Source organism: Microvirga sp. RSM25 (genome assembly GCF_044784385.1).
GTDB classification, from domain to species: Bacteria; Pseudomonadota; Alphaproteobacteria; order Rhizobiales; family Beijerinckiaceae; genus Microvirga; species Microvirga tunisiensis.
In genome coordinates, this window is the sequence record NZ_CP173039.1 from 150,030 (window position 1) to 165,787 (window position 15,758).

Here is a 15,758-nt window from a genome sequence, read left to right on the forward strand (position 1 = left end):
CCCATAAGATTATAGAGATTGGAGAGGACTTTAAGCCTTATGGCTGCTATCCTGGGGGCCGCTTCCGAAAGGGCACGGTAGCCTGGAGGTCTGATAGACGTGAGGTGATGATCAGCTAGGTGCCATCTCGGATCGTCCCAAAGAAAGAGCGCCCGTTGTTTGGCGCTCTAGGTAGGCCGCTGTTGCGACCAGAGGGAGGACCGTGCCAGCCAGGCACATGAGAAGGCTGCGCCTGAAAGGTAAACGAGTGGTTACGAAAAGCGCGCGATGGCTAGTCTTTTAAAACGTCCTCCGGCCGTGCCACGTCTCGCGGATCTGCTGCCTCGACGGGTGCATAGCCGAACCGCTTCGTGAGAGCATCGAATGTGTCGCTGGTGTGGTGCCCGCTCTGCACGCCATGGCAGACGGCAAAATACTCGATGACGGCATTCTCCTCAGCCCCGGAGGGCGAAGCCAGGTTCAGGATGGCCACCTTCCATGACCCTGCATCGTCCTGCCAGATGGCGGACGGCTTCGTCTTGGAACAGAAATAGTAACCCATCGACGCTTCACCGCCTGTCCTGGGACGGCGCCTGTCATAGATGCCGTTCGGGTGATGGGACGTCCATTCCTTGGAGATGACCCTGAAGAGGGCACCATTCGCATTGGAGCCGACGATGTCGCGGCTCTCTATGCTGAACCACGCGCAATAGTCCATCCGGCAACGGCCCTGCATCAGTTCGGCCGAGAGCGCAGCCCCACTCGATGTGAGGCCGCCGATGCAGGCGATGAGTGCGGCAGTGTAGGCAAGTTTCATAGAGACCCTTTGGCAACGACGTGGCTCGTCAGTGTAATACAAGAAGCCAGCCGACCAACGCCACGGGGGCGATGATGCCGAGAACGAAGGAAACAGCACCATGAGCCATGGAAACCTCCTGCCAACTTCCTTAACGTAATCCCATGGGGCTCAGGAGGCGGTGCGCTGCAGCACGTCCCATGGAAGCGGGCATTCCGGTTCAGGATTTCTGATCGCTTGACGACCCAGGTTCGGGAGGGGAGGTTGGGGTCGTTCCATCTTCGGCAGGCGTGCCGTTCCGGGCCTTGCGCTTCTTGCCGAGCCATTTGAACAGCATCCACCCCAAGCCCGAGCTGAGGGCCGCAATCACCACAAGGCCGGAACTCGGATAGTCACGGAAGTTGATGCGCTTCGTGCCATTCAGCTCTTCCAGTTCATCTTCCGGCTGTTCGTCTGTCTCGGGCATGAAACGGGTCTCGCAGGGGGTTCCTCCCATATAAGCCTCGCAACCCGGGTTTCCATCGCTTTCTGAAAGCAAGTGGCACGAGAGGCTCTGTGTCTGGAGAAGCTCTCGTCTGTAAGTGTCAAAGAAAACGCCCGGCTCGGGTGAGCCGGGCGGGAATGTTAAGTTCTGTGTGGGCCGGGTCAGGCTGCTTTGACGCCGTGGAGGAAGGTTTCGACCTCGCGCCCGAGATCGTTGGAATGACGCGACAGCTCCTGCGCCGCGCCCAGCACCTGGCTCGCCGCCGCTCCGGTCTCGCCGGCGCCCTGCTGCACGTCGCCGATGCTGCCGGTCACCGCTTCCGTACCGCGCGCCGCCTCCTGCACGTTGCGGGCGATCTCGGCGGTCGCCGCGCCCTGCTCCTCCATGGCGGCGGCAATCGAGGTCGAGATCTGGCTCATCTCGGTGATCGTGCGGGCGATCTCCTGGATCGCCGAGACCGTCTGCTGCGTCGCCTGCTGCACCGAGCCGATCTGAGCCGAGATCTCCTCCGTCGCCTTGGCCGTCTGGCTCGCCAGCTCCTTGACCTCGGTGGCCACCACGGCAAAGCCCTTGCCGGCCTCGCCGGCACGAGCCGCCTCGATGGTGGCGTTGAGCGCCAAGAGGTTGGTCTGGCCCGCGATGGTGTTGATCAGCTGCACCACGTCGCCGATCTTGGCCGCGGTCGCGGCCAGGTCCTGCACCGCCGCATCGGTACGCCGCGCGCCCTGCACGGCGCGGTCGGCGATCTGCGAGGACTGCGCCACCTGGGAGGCGATCTCACGGATCGAGATCGACAGCTCCTCGGTGGCGGCCGCTACCGTCTGCACGTTGGCCGAGGTCTGTTGCACCGCAGAGGCGACACCAACCGACTGCTGCGTCGTCTGGCCGGCGATGGCGGTCATCGACTGCGCGGTGGCTTCCATCTCGGTGGCGGCCGAGGACAGCCCTTGCGTCAGGGCCGAGACGTTCAGCTCGAAGCGCTTCGTGAGCTGGTCCAGCACCTCGGCCCGGCGGGTTTTGGCGTCCGCCTCCAGGGCTGCGGCCTCATCGGCCTGCTTCTTGGCGATCATGGCGTCCTTGAACACCTGAACCGAGCCGGCCATCACGCCGATCTCGTCGCGGCGGGAGGTTCCCTCGATCGTCACGCCAAGATCGCCGCTGGCGAGCGCGCGCATGTTCGCCACGAGCTTCTGGATCGGCTTGGAGATGCTGCGTCCGAGACCAAAGGCGATCAGGAGCAGGAACGCTGCGGCGCCTGCAACGAGTGCCAGGAACAGATTGCGGTAGGATGCGGCTGTCGCGGCAAGGTCATCGATGTAGACGCCGCTGCCGATCACCCAGCCCCATTTGTTGAAGTTCGTTGCATAGGAGAGCTTTGGAAGAGGCTCCGGCTGGTTCGGCTTCGGAAAGAGATAGGCAACGAAGCCGCCACCGGTCCGCCCGACATTTCCGATCTCTTTGAGGAATGCGACACCGTTGGCGTCCTTCACTGCGGAGTTGTCCTTCCCTTCCAGGGTCTTACTGAAGGGATGCATCAGCATCACCGTCTGGTAATCCTGGATGAAGAAGTATTCAGAGCCGCCATAGCGCAGAACGCGCAGCGTATCGGAAGCACGCTTCTTCGCTTCGTCCTCTGACATTTCTCCACGCTTTGAGCGGGTTTCGAAATCAGCCACGATGCTGACGGCCGTTTCCACGAGGTGCTTGAGCTCGGTTTTCTTCTGTTCGGTCAGGACGGTCGAGATCGTGACGGAGCCGAAGATCGCGAGCGCAATCAGGGCCACGATTCCTGCCGCGATCCCGGCATAGAACCGGCCGGCAACACCGGAGAACGAACGCGTCAGCTTGTTGCGAATGGTAGAACTCTTATCAGACATTTTTCTTTGCGAACCTGCCCGCATCGCCACGGGGGGCGCGTGCCCCCACGACACGCTCTACCAGGTGCTTCAAGTCTGAAAAAGTTGTCGTGGTCGTCAATAAGTGAAAACACTTAGCGTTTTCTGGCACCTTGTTATCAGTTCGTTAAATCAGCTGACAGCGCCTCTTCGCGGAGAAGAATATTTGCCTCAGTTAGAAAGAAAAAGCCGCAGATGTTATGCATCTGCGGCGAATTATACTTTAGATGATGTCAGATCGCGGCTTCATTTTACCGGCCCCAGCGCAACACCATCGGGTCGAGGCGGCGGGCGACCTCGATCAGGCCTTTCCGTGTCTCGGGATGAAGGGGCTGCAGCGGACGGCGGACGGCTTCCGACTGAATGACGCCGCCTTCCTTCATGAGCACCTTGGCGGCCAGAAGTCCGCACTGCCGGTTCTCGTAGTTGATCAGCGGAAGCCAGCGCTCGTAAGCCGCGGCGGCCTCTTCTTTGTTGCCGGCCATGTAAGGATCGATGATCTTGCGAATGCCGTCCGGATACGCTCCGCCCGTCATGGCGCCCGTGGCGCCGGCATCAAGATCGGCCATGAGGGTGATCGCTTCCTCGCCGTCCCACGGTCCTTCGATGGCATTCCCGCCGAGAGCGATGAGATCGCGCAGCTTGGACGCCGTGCCGGGAACCTCGATCTTGAAGTAGGAGACATTGGCGATTTCCTTGGCCATGCGCGCAAGGAATGTGGCCGACAGGGAGGTGCCTGCCATCGGTGCGTCCTGGATCATGATCGGGATGCTGATGGCATCCGAGACCTGACGGAAGAACTCGTAGATCCCAGCTTCCGAGACGCGCAGCGTCGCGCCGAAGAAGGGCGGCATGATCATGACCATGGCTGCACCTGCGGCTTCCGCCCGTTTGCAGCGATCGACGCAGATGTCCGTCGAGAAATGGCTGGTGGTGACGATGACCGGAACACGCCCGGCAACGTGATCGAGCACCGTTGTCATCACGGTCTCGCGTTCGCTGTCGGTTAGAAGGAACTGCTCGGAAAAGTTCGCGAGAATGCAGATTCCGTCGGAGCCCGCATCGATCATGAAATCGATGGCGCGCTTCTGCCCTTCGAGATCAAGTTTGCCGTTATCATCGAAAATGGTCGGTGCCACCGGAAATACGCCACGATAGGAGCGCGTGGAAGTCTTGCCAGACAAGGACATGGTTTCTCCCTTCAATATCTACAGTATCGTGTTCAATGGTTGTCGCGTGGAACGGGCGATCCTGTCCGTCCGACGAGAAAGTCCAGATCGACACCTTTGTCGGCCTGCAGAACGTGGTCGATATAGAGCTTGGCCCAGCCCCGATCGGCATGCGGTGTGGGCGGAACCCACGCGGCGCGCCGGCGCTCCATCTCCTCGGCCTCGACGTGAAGATGTAGGCTGCGCGCTGCCACATCGAGGGTGATCAGATCGCCGTTCTGCACCAAGGCGAGCGGGCCGCCGGCGGCAGCCTCGGGTGCCACGTGCAGTACCACCGTGCCGTAGGCGGTGCCGGACATGCGCGCATCCGAGATGCGGATCATGTCGCGAATGCCCTTCTTGAGCAGCTTCTGCGGGAGCGGCATGTTGCCAACCTCCGCCATGCCCGGATAGCCCTTCGGGCCGCAGTTTTTCAGCACCATGATGCAGGTCTCGTCGATGTCGAGATCCTCATCGTCGATGCTGTGATGCAGATCCTCGATGGTCTCGAACACGACCGCGCGGCCCGTGTGCTGCATGAGCTCGGGCGAGGCCGCCGACGGCTTGATGACGGCGCCGTTGGGGGCGAGATTGCCTTTCAGGATCGCAATGCCGGCTTCCGGCTTGAAGGGCTCCTCGAAGGTGGTGATCACCTCGCGGTTCCAGCACGGTGCGTCCTTCACGTTCTCCCAGATCGGCTTGCCGTTGACGGTGAGCGCATCCTTGTGCAGCAGGCCACGCTCGCCCAGCGTGCGCAGAACGACCGGCAGACCGCCTGCATAATAGAAATCTTCCATCAGGAATCGGCCGGAGGGCATGAGATCGACGAGGCAGTGGATCTCGCGGCCGAGCCTGTCGAAATCGTCGAGGGTCAGGTCGATGCCGACGCGTCCCGCGATGGCGAGAAGATGCACGACCGCGTTGGTCGATCCGCCGATGGCAGCAAGCGTGCGGATGGCGTTCTCGAAGGCTTCGCGCGTCATGACCTTCGACAGCACGAGGTCTTCGTTCACCATTTCGACGATGCGCCGTCCGGCCATGCGCGCGAGATGGTTGCGCCGTGCGTCGGCGGCGGGGATCGCCGCATTCTCCGGCAGGCCGACGCCGAGCGCCTCGACCATTGACGCCATGGTGGAACCGGTGCCCATCGTCATGCAGTGACCGGCCGAGCGGTTCATTCCGCCTTCCGCCTCATGGAATTCCTGCAGCGTCACTTCCCCGGCGCGCAACTGCTCGCTCATGGAAATGATATTGGTGCCGGAGCCGATATACTTGCCGCGATAGACGCCGCGCAGCTGGGGACCGCCCGACACGCCGATGGTCGGCAGATCTGCCGAGGCCGCGCCCATCAGCAGGGCAGGGGTGGTCTTGTCGCACCCCATGAGGAGCACGACGCCATCGAGAGGATGAGCGCGAATGGCCTCTTCCACGTCCATGGCCGCCAGATTGCGGAACAGCATGGCGGTCGGGCGCATGGTCACCTCGCCGAGGGAGGAGACGGGGAATTCGAGCGGGAAGCCGCCGGCATCCAGCACGCCGTATTTCACATGCTCGGCAATCGTGCGGAAATGGGCGTTGCAGGGTGTCAGCTCGGACCAGGTGTTGCAGATGCCGATCACGGGCCGGCCCTCGAACTGATCCTGGGGGAAGCCGCTGTTCTTCAGGAAGGAGCGATAATAGAAGCCCATCTTGTCCTGACGGCCGAACCAGGCTTGGCTGCGTAGCTGGCGTTTCTTGTCCTCAGTCATTCTCTTGGTGCCTTTGAAACTCTGTATCGCCTCGCCGAAGGAGGCTTAAGGGAACGCGACTTTGGTTGAATAGGCGCTCAATTCGATTCATATAATAGTACTAATAGTCAGCTGTTAAGGCTGCTAAAGTCGAACAGCAACGACTAATTTAGGGAGAAAGCTCATGAAGGCCCGTCATCTTCTGACGACAATCGGCATGGCTGCGCTGATGCTGTCCTCAGGCGCCGCCTACGCCCAGAACAAAATGACCATTGGATTTTCGCAGGTCGGATCGGAATCCGGCTGGCGGGCTGCCGAGACGAAGGTCTCGAAGATCGAGGCCGAGAAGCGTGGCGTCGATCTGAAGATCTCCGACGCACAGCAGAAACAGGAAAACCAGATCCGCGCCGTCCGGTCGTTCATCGCGCAGGGTGTGGACGGCATCTTCATCGCGCCGGTTGTATCGACCGGTTGGGACGCCGTCCTGAAGGAAGCCAAGGACGCCAAGATCCCGGTCGTTCTCCTCGATCGTTCCATCGACACGAAGGACGAGTCTCTCTACCTCACGGCCGTGACCTCCGACACCGTCTATGAAGGCAAGGTGGCCGGTGAGTGGCTCGCCAAGGAAACCGGCGGCAAGTGCAATGTGGTGGAGCTGCAGGGAACGGTCGGCTCGAGCCCGGCGATCAACCGCAAGAAGGGCTTCGATCAGGTCGTCGCCGCCAACCCTGGCATGAAGATCGTCCGCACTCAGTCCGGCGACTTTACCCGTACCAAGGGTAAGGAAGTGATGGAAAGCTTCATCAAGGCCGAAGGCGGCGGCAAGAACATCTGCGCCGTCTACGCGCATAACGACGACATGGCGATCGGTGCGATCCAGGCCATCAAGGAAGCGGGTCTCAAGCCCGGCAAGGACATCAAGATCGTCTCCATCGACGGCGTTCCTGACATCTTCAAGGCCATGTCCGATGGAGAGGCCAATGTCACGGTCGAGCTGACACCGAACATGGCAGGCCCGGCCCTCGATGCGCTCGCGGCCTTCAAGAAGGACGGCACGGCGCCGAAGAAGTGGATCCAGACGGAATCCAAGGTCTTCACGCCCGAGACGGCGAAGGCCGAATACGACAAGCGCAAGGATCTCTACTGAGATCTTCTTTGTAGGCAGCAGGCGGGCAATCGCCTGCTGCCTTGCGTGTGAGGCGTCGAGGACGTGATGCAGCCATTGAGTGAACAGCCTCAGCTTCTTGAGATCAGGAGTCTGACAAAGGGCTTCCCGGGCGTGCAGGCGCTCGACCGCGTGGATTTCACGCTGCATACGGGTGAGATTCACGGCCTTTTGGGTGAGAACGGCGCCGGCAAGTCGACATTGATCAAGGTGCTGACCGGTGTCTTCAAGCGCGATGCCGGCACCATCCGCCTCGATGGACAGGAGATCGAGGCGCGGGATCCTGCGGACGCGCTCTCGCTGGGCATCGGAACCGTCTATCAGGAGGTCAATCTGCTGCCGAATCTGTCGGTGGCGGAGAACCTCTTCATCGGTCGTCAGCCGCATCGCTTCGGCCTCGTGCGCACGGGCGAGATGCGGCGCCTGTCCGAAGAGCTTCTGGCAGGCTACGGTCTCGACATCGACGTCGCCAATCCCTTGAGCACCTATTCGGTGGCCGTTCAGCAGATCGTCGCCATCGCCCGTGCGGTCGATCTCTCGGCCAAGGTGCTGATTCTCGACGAGCCGACGGCGAGCCTCGATGCCCATGAGGTTGAAACCCTTTTCAAGATCCTGAGGGATCTCAAGCGCCGCGGCATCGGCATCGTGTTCGTCACGCATTTCCTCGATCAGGTTTATGCGGTCTGCGACCGGATTACCGTTCTGCGCAACGGGCGTCTCGTGGGATCCCGCCCCATCGCGGAATTGCCGCGGATCGAGCTCGTCTCCATGATGCTAGGGCGCGAGCTTGCAGCAGAAGCGCTCCACCGCAACCAGCGCAGCGCCGTGACGGCAGAACCGCTCGTCGCCTTCAAGGATTACGGGAAGCGCCGCCTCATGGAACCGTTCGACCTGGCGGTGCGTCCCGGCGAGGTGGTGGGGCTCGCAGGTCTTCTCGGGTCCGGCCGGACGGAGACGGCTAAGCTGGTCTTCGGCATCGAGCGTGCCGACAGCGGGCAGGCGTTCGTCGACGGCAAGCCCGTGCGCATCGCCACGCCACGCGACGCCGCCCGGCTGCGGTTCGGCTTCACGCCCGAGGATCGCAAGACGGAAGGCATCGTGGCGGAATTGTCCGTGCGCGAAAACATCATCCTGGCTCTCCAGGCGCAGCGCGGCTGGCTGCGCCTGATCCCGAGACGCAAGCAGGAGGAGATCGCCGACCGTTTCATCAAGCTTCTCGACATCCGAACGCCGGATGCGGAAAAGCCCATCGGGCTTCTCTCCGGCGGCAATCAGCAGAAGGCGCTGCTCGCCCGCTGGCTCGCCACGGAGCCGCGCTTCCTCATCCTGGATGAGCCGACGCGCGGCATCGATGTGGGTGCCCATGCCGAAATCATCCGCCTGATCGAGCGCTTGTGCGAGGATGGGCTTGCCCTTCTCGTGATCTCGTCCGAACTGGAGGAGATCGCCTCCTACAGCGATCGGGTCGTCGTCCTGTGCGACCGGCGGCACGTGCGGGAACTCTCCGGCTCGGAGGTGAGCGCCGACACCATCATGACAACCATCGCAGGCCATTGAATGAGCGCTATGATTCAGGCCGGTCCCTCGCGCATCCTTCCCAAGGGGCTTCCGCAGGTTGCGGCGCTTCTCATCGTCTTTCTCGTCAACTGGCTCGTGTTCCGCGACTTCTTCGCTCTGCGCCTGCAGGATGGACGCCTCTTCGGCAGTCTCATCGACGTGCTGAACCGTGGCGCGCCGGTCGCCATTCTGGCCTTGGGGATGACCCTCGTCATCGCGACCCGCGGCATCGATCTCTCCGTCGGTGCCGTCATGGCGATCGCCGGTGCAACGGCCGCGGCATTGACGGCTCAGGGCTATCCGCTGCCTGTCGCGCTCGGAGCGGCAGCCGGGATCGGCCTTCTTTGCGGCTTATGGAACGGATTTCTCGTCGCGGTTCTCGAGATCCAGCCCTTCGTGGCGACCCTGATCCTGATGGTGGCCGGGCGCGGCTTCGCGCAATTGATCACGGAAGGACAGATCATCACCTTCGTGAGCGAGGGGTTTGCCGCCATCGGAGGCGGCTCCTTCCTGATGCTGCCGATGCCGGTCGTGATCGCCATCGTGATGCTGATCATCACGCATTTCATTGTCCGGTATACGGCCTTGGGTCTCTTCATCGAATCGATCGGCGCCAATGTCCGATCGAGCGCTTATGCCGGCATCGGCACCAAGGTCGTGACCATCGCGGTCTACATGTGGTGCGGCCTGTGCGCGGCCATCGCGGGGCTGATCGTGACGGCGGACATCCGCGGCGCCGACGCCAACAATGCCGGTCTCTGGCTCGAGCTCGATGCGATCCTCGCCGTGGTGATCGGCGGCACGTCCCTGTTCGGCGGGCGCTTCAGCCTCGGCCTCTCCGTTGTCGGAGCCCTGATCATCCAGGCCATGAACACGGGCATCCTGCTCAGCGGCTACCCGCCCGAATACAACCTCATCGTGAAAGCCATCGTGGTGCTCGCCGTGCTTCTCGCCCAGTCGCCCGTTCTGTCGGCCGTCCGTTCCGTGTGGAAGGCAAAGGCATGATCAGGCGCCACCTTCCCGTCCTCATCACGCTCGCCGTCTTCATCGTCGGCTATCTGATCTGTCTCGCGCAGTTTCCGAGCTTCGCCTCGACCCGGGTGATCGGTAATCTGCTGACTGACAATGCGTTTCTCGGCATCGTGGCAGTCGGCATGACGTTCGTGATCCTGTCCGGCGGCATCGATCTCTCGGTCGGCTCCGTCATCGCCTTCACCGGCGTGTTCCTCGCCGTCACCATCGAGAAGTACGGGCTCAACCCCTATTTCGCCTTCGTCCTCGTCTTAGGCGTCGCAGCCCTGTTCGGGGCCGGCATGGGCTTCCTGATCCACACCTTCCAGATCCCGGCCTTCATCGTGACGCTGGCGGGCATGTTCCTGGCGCGGGGCTTATGCTTCGTGCTCACCACGGATTCGATCCCGATCAACGCTCCGGCCTATGGCCAGATCACGGACATCGCTTTTGGACTGCCCGGCGGTGGCCGGCTGACCTTCATCGCCATGATCATGCTGCTGACTTTCGCGGTCGGCATCGTCGTGGCGCATTTCACCCGCTTCGGCGCCAATGTTTACGCGCTAGGCGGCAACAGGACCTCGGCGGAGCTGATGGGTGTGCCGGTGGGGAGGACAACCGTCCGCATCTACATGCTGTCGAGTTTCCTCGCGGCCTTGGCCGGAATCGTTTTTTCCTTCTATACCTCCGCAGGTTACTCCTTGGCCGCGACGGGCGTCGAACTCGACACGATCGCGGCGGTCGTCATCGGCGGCACCCTTCTCACGGGAGGCTACGGGACGATCATCGGCACGCTCGTGGGCGTGCTCATCCAGGGGTTGATTCAGACATACATCACGTTCGAGGGAACCCTGAGTTCCTGGTGGACCAAGATCGCCATTGGCGCCCTGCTGTTCGCATTCATCGTGCTGCAGCGCGGCCTGTCGGCGGCATCGCTTCGGACAAGGTAGAGTAAAAAGGGAGAATGGTGTTGCTGCACGATGTCCAAAGGCCTTCGAGAGCGCGATCAGCCCACGATCTCGTTGCCCATGGGATCGGCCAGAACATCATGCAGGGCCGCTTCCCCGTCGGCAGCATCCTTCCGGGCGACGCGGAATTGATGGAACTCTTCGGAGTTTCGCGAACCGCTCTCCGGGAGGCGTTGAAGACCCTCGCGGCGAAGGGCCTGATCGAGTCCAAGACGAAGGTCGGCACGAAGGTTCTTGATCGGAACAACTGGAACATGTTCGACGCCGATATCCTCGGGTGGCATCTCGAGATGGGTGTCGATTCCCGCTTCCTCGGGTGGCTCTTCGAGATCCGGCAGATGCTGGAGCCTTTGGCCTGCGCCACCGCCGCCGTGCGGCGCACGGCGGAGCAGCTCGAGGGCATGCACAGGGCGCTCCAGGCCATGTACCAGTGCGAAAGCAGCCGGCAAGGCTTCACCAAGGCGGATCTCGCCTTCCATCAGGCCATTCTGGAAGCCTCCGGCAATCCCTTCCTGCAATCGATCGGATCGGTCATCGGCGCGGCGCTCGCCACGTCGTTTACGATCAGCTCCCCGGTCTCCAGCGACGCCCGCTTCAGGGAGGTGATGCGGCAGCATCAGGCAGTGTTCGATGCCATCGAGCAGCGCAACCCTGTCGCTGCAAGTGAGGCCATGTCCGAGCTGATCCTGCAGGCGGCGGAGCGGGTTCAGATCAAGCATGTGGAGAGTTCGCTCGCGGTGGTCCAGATCCACGCCTTCTCGGGCGTCGAGTAGATCTGCCGGCTATTGGTTTCCGACGGCGAAACCAGAGGCTTCGGTACCTTTCAGGAGCCTTGCCGGACCAAATAGTATTATAGTATGATTTATGGGCTGGCATGAGAGGTCTAACACTCGGCCCGCCAAGAGGCAGGTGGGGCTGTTCCAAGGCGCCTTTCTGCCTTTATCATAGGATCAAAAGGGGCTGCTGGGCGGCGTCCGAAGCCGCGAGCTGGCCTGGAATGAAGAATGCTGAATATGCGCCGGGCGAGATGATGTCGTTCCGGGCATGGACTAGAGGGAGAACGACCTTGAAGACATTCACGACCACAATGGCGGCCGTGGCTCTTGGAGCCTTTGGCCTGCTCGGCGCCGCCCAGGCGCAGGATAAGGGCACGGTCGGCGTGGCCATGCCGACGAAGTCGTCCGCGCGCTGGATCGACGACGGCAACAACATGGTCAAGGTGCTCAAAGAGAAGGGCTACAACGTCGACCTGCAATATGCAGAGGACGACATCCCGAACCAGCTGGCCCAGATCGAGAACATGATCACCAAGGGCTCCAAGGTGCTCGTGATCGCGGCCATCGACGGCACGACGCTGTCGGACGCGCTGCAGCAAGCCGCCGACAAGGGCATCAAGGTCATCGCCTATGACCGTCTGATCCGCAATTCCAAGAACGTCGACTACTACGCGACCTTCGACAACTTCCAGGTCGGCGTGCTCCAGGGCGGCTATATCGAGAAGGCGCTCGGCCTGAAGGAGGGCAAGGGCCCGTTCAACATCGAGCTCTTCGGCGGTTCGCCCGACGACAACAACGCCTTTTTCTTCTACAACGGCGCCATGTCCGTTCTCGACCCCTACATCAAGAGCGGCAAGCTCAAGGTCGCCAGCGGCCAGACCGGCATGGACAAGGTCTCGACCTTGCGCTGGGACGGCGCGGTCGCTCAGGCCCGCATGGATAACCTTCTGTCCGCCTACTACACCGACAAGCGCGTCGATGCGGTTCTCTCGCCCTATGACGGCCTGAGCATCGGCATCATCTCCTCGCTCAAGGGCGTAGGCTACGGCACCCCGAAGCAGCCGATGCCGGTCATCACCGGCCAGGACGCGGAAGTCCAATCCGTCAAGTCGATCCTCGCCAAGGAGCAGACCTCGACGGTGTTCAAGGACACCCGCGAGCTCGCCAAGGTCACGGTCAACATGGTCGACGCCGTGCTCTCCGGCAAGCAGCCGGAAGTCAACGATACCAAGACCTACGAGAACGGTGTGAAGACCGTGCCGTCCTATCTCTTGAAGCCGGTCAGCGTCGATGCGTCGAACTGGAAGGAAGTTCTGGTCGGCAGCGGCTACTACAAGGAAGACCAGTTCAAATAATTGGTTTTCTCGACGATACGGACCCTGCGCGCCCGCGCAGGGTCCTTGCTCATTTCTGGAAGGCCTGTTGCCTGAGGTTATGCGATGAATGCGATCCTTGAGATGCGGGGGATCACCAAGACGTTCCCGGGCGTGAAGGCGCTGGACAACGTCAATATCACCGTGAAGGCCGGCGAGATCCACGCGCTGGTGGGTGAGAACGGCGCCGGCAAGTCCACGCTGATGAAGGTCCTGAGCGGCGTCTATCCGCACGGCTCCTATGGCGGCGAGATCCGTTACGAGGGCGAGGAGCGCCGCTTCTCCGGCATCGCCGACAGCGAGAAGCTCGGCATCATCATCATCCACCAGGAACTGGCCCTCGTGCCGCTCCTGTCGATTGCGGAAAACATCTTCCTCGGCAACGAGCAGGCCCAGTACGGCGTCATTGACTGGTCCGCGGCGTTTGCCCGAACGAAGGAGCTGCTGAAGCTCGTCGGCCTGAAGGAGTCGCCCGAGGAGCTGATCACCAATCTGGGCGTCGGCAAGCAGCAGCTGGTTGAGATCGCCAAGGCGCTCTCGAAGAAGGTGAAGCTGCTCATCCTCGACGAGCCGACCGCGAGCCTGAACGAGAAGGACAGCGACGCGCTCCTGAACCTTCTGCTCCAGTTCAAGGCGCAGGGGATTTCCTCGATCCTGATCTCGCATAAGCTGAACGAGATCTCCAAGGTCGCCGATTCCATCACGGTCCTTCGCGACGGCGGCACGGTCGAGACGCTCGACTGCCGGGCAAAAGAGGTGAGCGAGGACCGCATCATCCGCGGCATGGTGGGCCGCACCATGGAGGATCGCTATCCGAAGCGCGAGCCGAAGATCGGCGAGACCATCTTCCAGGTCGAGAACTGGTCGGCCTATCACCCGCTCCACAACCACGTGCAGGTGGTCAAGAACGTCAACCTGAACATCCGGCGCGGCGAGATCGTCGGCATCGCCGGACTGATGGGGGCAGGGCGGACCGAGTTCGCCATGAGCCTGTTCGGGCGCAGCTACGGCCAGAACATCTCCGGCCGGGTGACGCTGCACGGCAAGCAGATCGACGTCAGCACGGTGGAAAAGGCCGTCTCCAGCGGGATTGCCTATGCCACCGAGGATCGGAAGACCTATGGCCTGGTTCTGGCCGAGGACATCCGCAAGAACGTGACGCTCGCCAATCTCGAGGGCGTCTCCAGCAAGTTCGTCATCGACGACATCCGGGAGCTGGCGGTCGCCAACGACTACCGCGCCAAGATGCGGATCCGCAGCCCCAGCGTCTTCCAGGAAACGGTGAACCTGTCGGGCGGCAACCAGCAGAAGGTGGTGTTGAGCAAGTGGCTCTTCTCCGATCCGGAGATCCTCATTCTCGACGAGCCGACCCGCGGCATCGATGTCGGGGCGAAATACGAAATCTATACGATCATCAACAGGCTGGCCGATGCCGGCAAGGGTGTTCTCATGATATCCTCGGAGATGCCGGAACTGCTCGGCATGTGCGACCGGATCTATGTCATGAACGAAGGCTCCCTGATTGCCGAGCTCGACATCGCCGAGGCATCCCAGGAAAAGATCATGCACGCTATCGTTAAGTCGGGGAGGCGCTGAGATGGACACGAGAATCGCTGACGAGATTCAGGTTCCCCAGCAAAAAGCGTCGTGGACGGCGTTCGTCAAAACCCATTTTCGCGATTACGGCATGCTGCTGTCGCTGCTGGTCATCATGCTGTTCTTCCAGGTGGTGACCGACGGCACCCTGCTGCGGCCGCTCAACCTCACCAACCTGGTGCTCCAGAACAGCTACATCGTCATCATGGCGTTGGGCATGCTTCTGGTCATCGTCGCCGGGCATATCGACCTCTCGGTCGGCTCTATCGTCGGCTTCGTCGGCGGTCTGGCTGCCATGATGATGGTGCGCTGGGGCTTCGATCCCGTGACGACCACCATCGCCTGCCTCATCGTGGGCGGCATGATCGGCGCGGCTCAGGGCTATTGGGTGGCCTATTTCAAAGTGCCGTCCTTCATCGTCACGCTCGCCGGCATGCTCGTCTTCAAGGGCCTGACCCTGGCGCTCCTCGGCGGCATGTCGGTCGGCCCGTTCCCGGTGGTGTTCCAGCGCCTGAGCTCCGGCTTCATTCCGGATGTCTTCGGTGGCGAGGGCTTCAACTACACCGCGCTGTTCCTCGGCGTCGCAAGCGTCGCCGTCATCATCTATTTCAGCTTCCGCAGCCGCGCCAACCAGTTGAAGCACGCGGTCGAGACGGCACCGTTCGGCCTGTTCGCTTTCAAGAACGTTCTGCTGGCCCTTCTCGTCGTCGCGTTCTGCTATCTGATGGCGACCTATCGCGGTCTGCCGAACGTGCTCGTCATCATGGCGGTCCTGATCGCACTCTATGCCTTCGTGACCAACCGGACCACCATCGGCCGGCGCATCTATGCGCTCGGTGGCAACGAGAAAGCGGCCAAGCTGTCTGGCATCAAGACCGAGCGCCTGACCTTCCTCACTTTCGTCAACATGGGCGTGCTGGCAGGCCTCGCCGGCCTGATCTTCGCAGCCCGCCTCAATACCGCCACGCCGAAGGCCGGTCTCGGCTTCGAACTCGATGTGATCGCGGCCGTCTTCATCGGTGGCGCCTCGGCCACCGGCGGCGTCGGCAAAGTGACGGGGGCCGTCATCGGCGCCTTCGTCATGGGTGTCATGAACAACGGCATGTCGATCCTCGGCATCGGCATCGACTACCAACAGGTCATCAAAGGCCTCGTGCTGCTCGCAGCCGTGTCGCTCGATGTCTATAACCGGAAAAAGTGAGGGTTGTTGGCTTCAAGCAAGC

Annotated in this window: 13 protein-coding genes; 8 read left to right on the forward strand and 5 right to left on the reverse strand. The window is 61.8% G+C overall.

Features of this window, described 5'->3' with window-relative positions; translation table 11 throughout:
- Window positions 1-271 precede the first annotated feature (271 nt).
- From ACD578_RS00675 to ACD578_RS00695, 5 genes are all read right to left on the reverse strand, one after another.
- Complete coding sequence (locus ACD578_RS00675; protein ID WP_404289974.1) at window positions 272-796, reverse strand: hypothetical protein; 525 nt, start codon at window positions 794-796, stop codon at window positions 272-274.
- Between the two features lie 199 nt (window positions 797-995).
- The gene (locus ACD578_RS00680) at window positions 996-1,241 is read right to left on the reverse strand and encodes a hypothetical protein (protein ID WP_404289976.1); all 246 of its coding nucleotides are present in this window, start codon (window positions 1,239-1,241) and stop codon (window positions 996-998) included.
- A gap of 179 nt (window positions 1,242-1,420) precedes the next feature.
- Window positions 1,421-3,136: a methyl-accepting chemotaxis protein gene (locus ACD578_RS00685; protein ID WP_404289978.1), complete on the reverse strand. Its 1,716-nt coding sequence runs from the start codon at window positions 3,134-3,136 to the stop codon at window positions 1,421-1,423.
- A 269-nt stretch (window positions 3,137-3,405) separates the two neighbouring features.
- Window positions 3,406-4,344: a dihydrodipicolinate synthase family protein gene (locus ACD578_RS00690; RefSeq protein ID WP_404289980.1), complete on the reverse strand. Its 939-nt coding sequence runs from the start codon at window positions 4,342-4,344 to the stop codon at window positions 3,406-3,408.
- A gap of 32 nt (window positions 4,345-4,376) precedes the next feature.
- Entirely contained in the window at window positions 4,377-6,110 is a 1,734-nt protein-coding gene (locus tag ACD578_RS00695) for an IlvD/Edd family dehydratase (protein ID WP_152714756.1), read from the reverse strand.
- 163 nt (window positions 6,111-6,273) lie between these two features.
- Here ACD578_RS00695 and ytfQ point away from each other — a divergent pair, with 163 nt between their 5' ends.
- The 8 genes from ytfQ (at window position 6,274) to mmsB (ending at window position 15,736) form a co-directional block, all read left to right on the forward strand.
- Complete coding sequence (gene ytfQ / locus ACD578_RS00700; protein ID WP_404289983.1) at window positions 6,274-7,236, forward strand: galactofuranose ABC transporter, galactofuranose-binding protein YtfQ; 963 nt, start codon at window positions 6,274-6,276, stop codon at window positions 7,234-7,236.
- Window positions 7,237-7,302: 66 nt separating this feature from the next.
- Window positions 7,303-8,811, forward strand: a complete 1,509-nt coding sequence (ytfR, locus tag ACD578_RS00705) for a galactofuranose ABC transporter, ATP-binding protein YtfR (protein ID WP_404289985.1) — start codon at window positions 7,303-7,305, stop codon at window positions 8,809-8,811.
- Window positions 8,812-9,816, forward strand: coding sequence for a galactofuranose ABC transporter, ATP-binding protein YtfT (ytfT, locus tag ACD578_RS00710; RefSeq protein WP_404289987.1), 1,005 nt, complete (start codon window positions 8,812-8,814; stop codon window positions 9,814-9,816). It abuts the gene before it with no gap.
- Window positions 9,813-10,772, forward strand: coding sequence for a galactofuranose ABC transporter, permease protein YjfF (yjfF, locus tag ACD578_RS00715; RefSeq protein WP_404289989.1), 960 nt, complete (start codon window positions 9,813-9,815; stop codon window positions 10,770-10,772). The genes ytfT and yjfF overlap by 4 nt, the downstream gene beginning before the upstream one ends.
- Window positions 10,773-10,792: 20 nt before the next feature.
- A complete protein-coding gene (locus ACD578_RS00720; RefSeq protein ID WP_404289991.1) occupies window positions 10,793-11,563 on the forward strand; it encodes a FadR/GntR family transcriptional regulator in 771 nt (256 codons plus the stop codon).
- Window positions 11,564-11,877: 314 nt separating this feature from the next.
- On the forward strand, window positions 11,878-12,921 hold the full coding sequence (gene chvE / locus ACD578_RS00725; RefSeq protein ID WP_404293629.1) for a multiple monosaccharide ABC transporter substrate-binding protein: 1,044 nt from the start codon (window positions 11,878-11,880) through the stop codon (window positions 12,919-12,921).
- 84 nt (window positions 12,922-13,005) lie between these two features.
- Window positions 13,006-14,535, forward strand: a complete 1,530-nt coding sequence (gene mmsA, locus ACD578_RS00730) for a multiple monosaccharide ABC transporter ATP-binding protein (RefSeq protein WP_404289993.1) — start codon at window positions 13,006-13,008, stop codon at window positions 14,533-14,535.
- Between the two features lie 13 nt (window positions 14,536-14,548).
- Window positions 14,549-15,736 (forward strand): multiple monosaccharide ABC transporter permease, encoded by a 1,188-nt coding sequence (gene mmsB / locus ACD578_RS00735; protein WP_404293630.1) that lies wholly within the window; start codon window positions 14,549-14,551, stop codon window positions 15,734-15,736.
- Window positions 15,737-15,758: the final 22 nt, after the last annotated feature.

Coding starts and splice junctions, on each gene's coding strand:
- ACD578_RS00685 (WP_404289978.1), bottom strand. CDS start 3,136: ATGTCTGATAAGAGTTCTACCATTCGCAACAAGCTGACGCGTTCGTTC.
- ACD578_RS00695 (WP_152714756.1), bottom strand. CDS start 6,110: ATGACTGAGGACAAGAAACGCCAGCTACGCAGCCAAGCCTGGTTCGGC.
- ytfR (WP_404289985.1), top strand. CDS start 7,303: ATGCAGCCATTGAGTGAACAGCCTCAGCTTCTTGAGATCAGGAGTCTG.
- yjfF (WP_404289989.1), top strand. CDS start 9,813: ATGATCAGGCGCCACCTTCCCGTCCTCATCACGCTCGCCGTCTTCATC.
- chvE (WP_404293629.1), top strand. CDS start 11,878: ATGGCGGCCGTGGCTCTTGGAGCCTTTGGCCTGCTCGGCGCCGCCCAG.
- ACD578_RS00690 (WP_404289980.1), bottom strand. CDS start 4,344: ATGTCCTTGTCTGGCAAGACTTCCACGCGCTCCTATCGTGGCGTATTT.
- ytfT (WP_404289987.1), top strand. CDS start 8,812: ATGAGCGCTATGATTCAGGCCGGTCCCTCGCGCATCCTTCCCAAGGGG.
- ACD578_RS00680 (WP_404289976.1), bottom strand. CDS start 1,241: ATGCCCGAGACAGACGAACAGCCGGAAGATGAACTGGAAGAGCTGAAT.
- ytfQ (WP_404289983.1), top strand. CDS start 6,274: ATGAAGGCCCGTCATCTTCTGACGACAATCGGCATGGCTGCGCTGATG.
- ACD578_RS00675 (WP_404289974.1), bottom strand. CDS start 796: ATGAAACTTGCCTACACTGCCGCACTCATCGCCTGCATCGGCGGCCTC.
- mmsA (WP_404289993.1), top strand. CDS start 13,006: ATGAATGCGATCCTTGAGATGCGGGGGATCACCAAGACGTTCCCGGGC.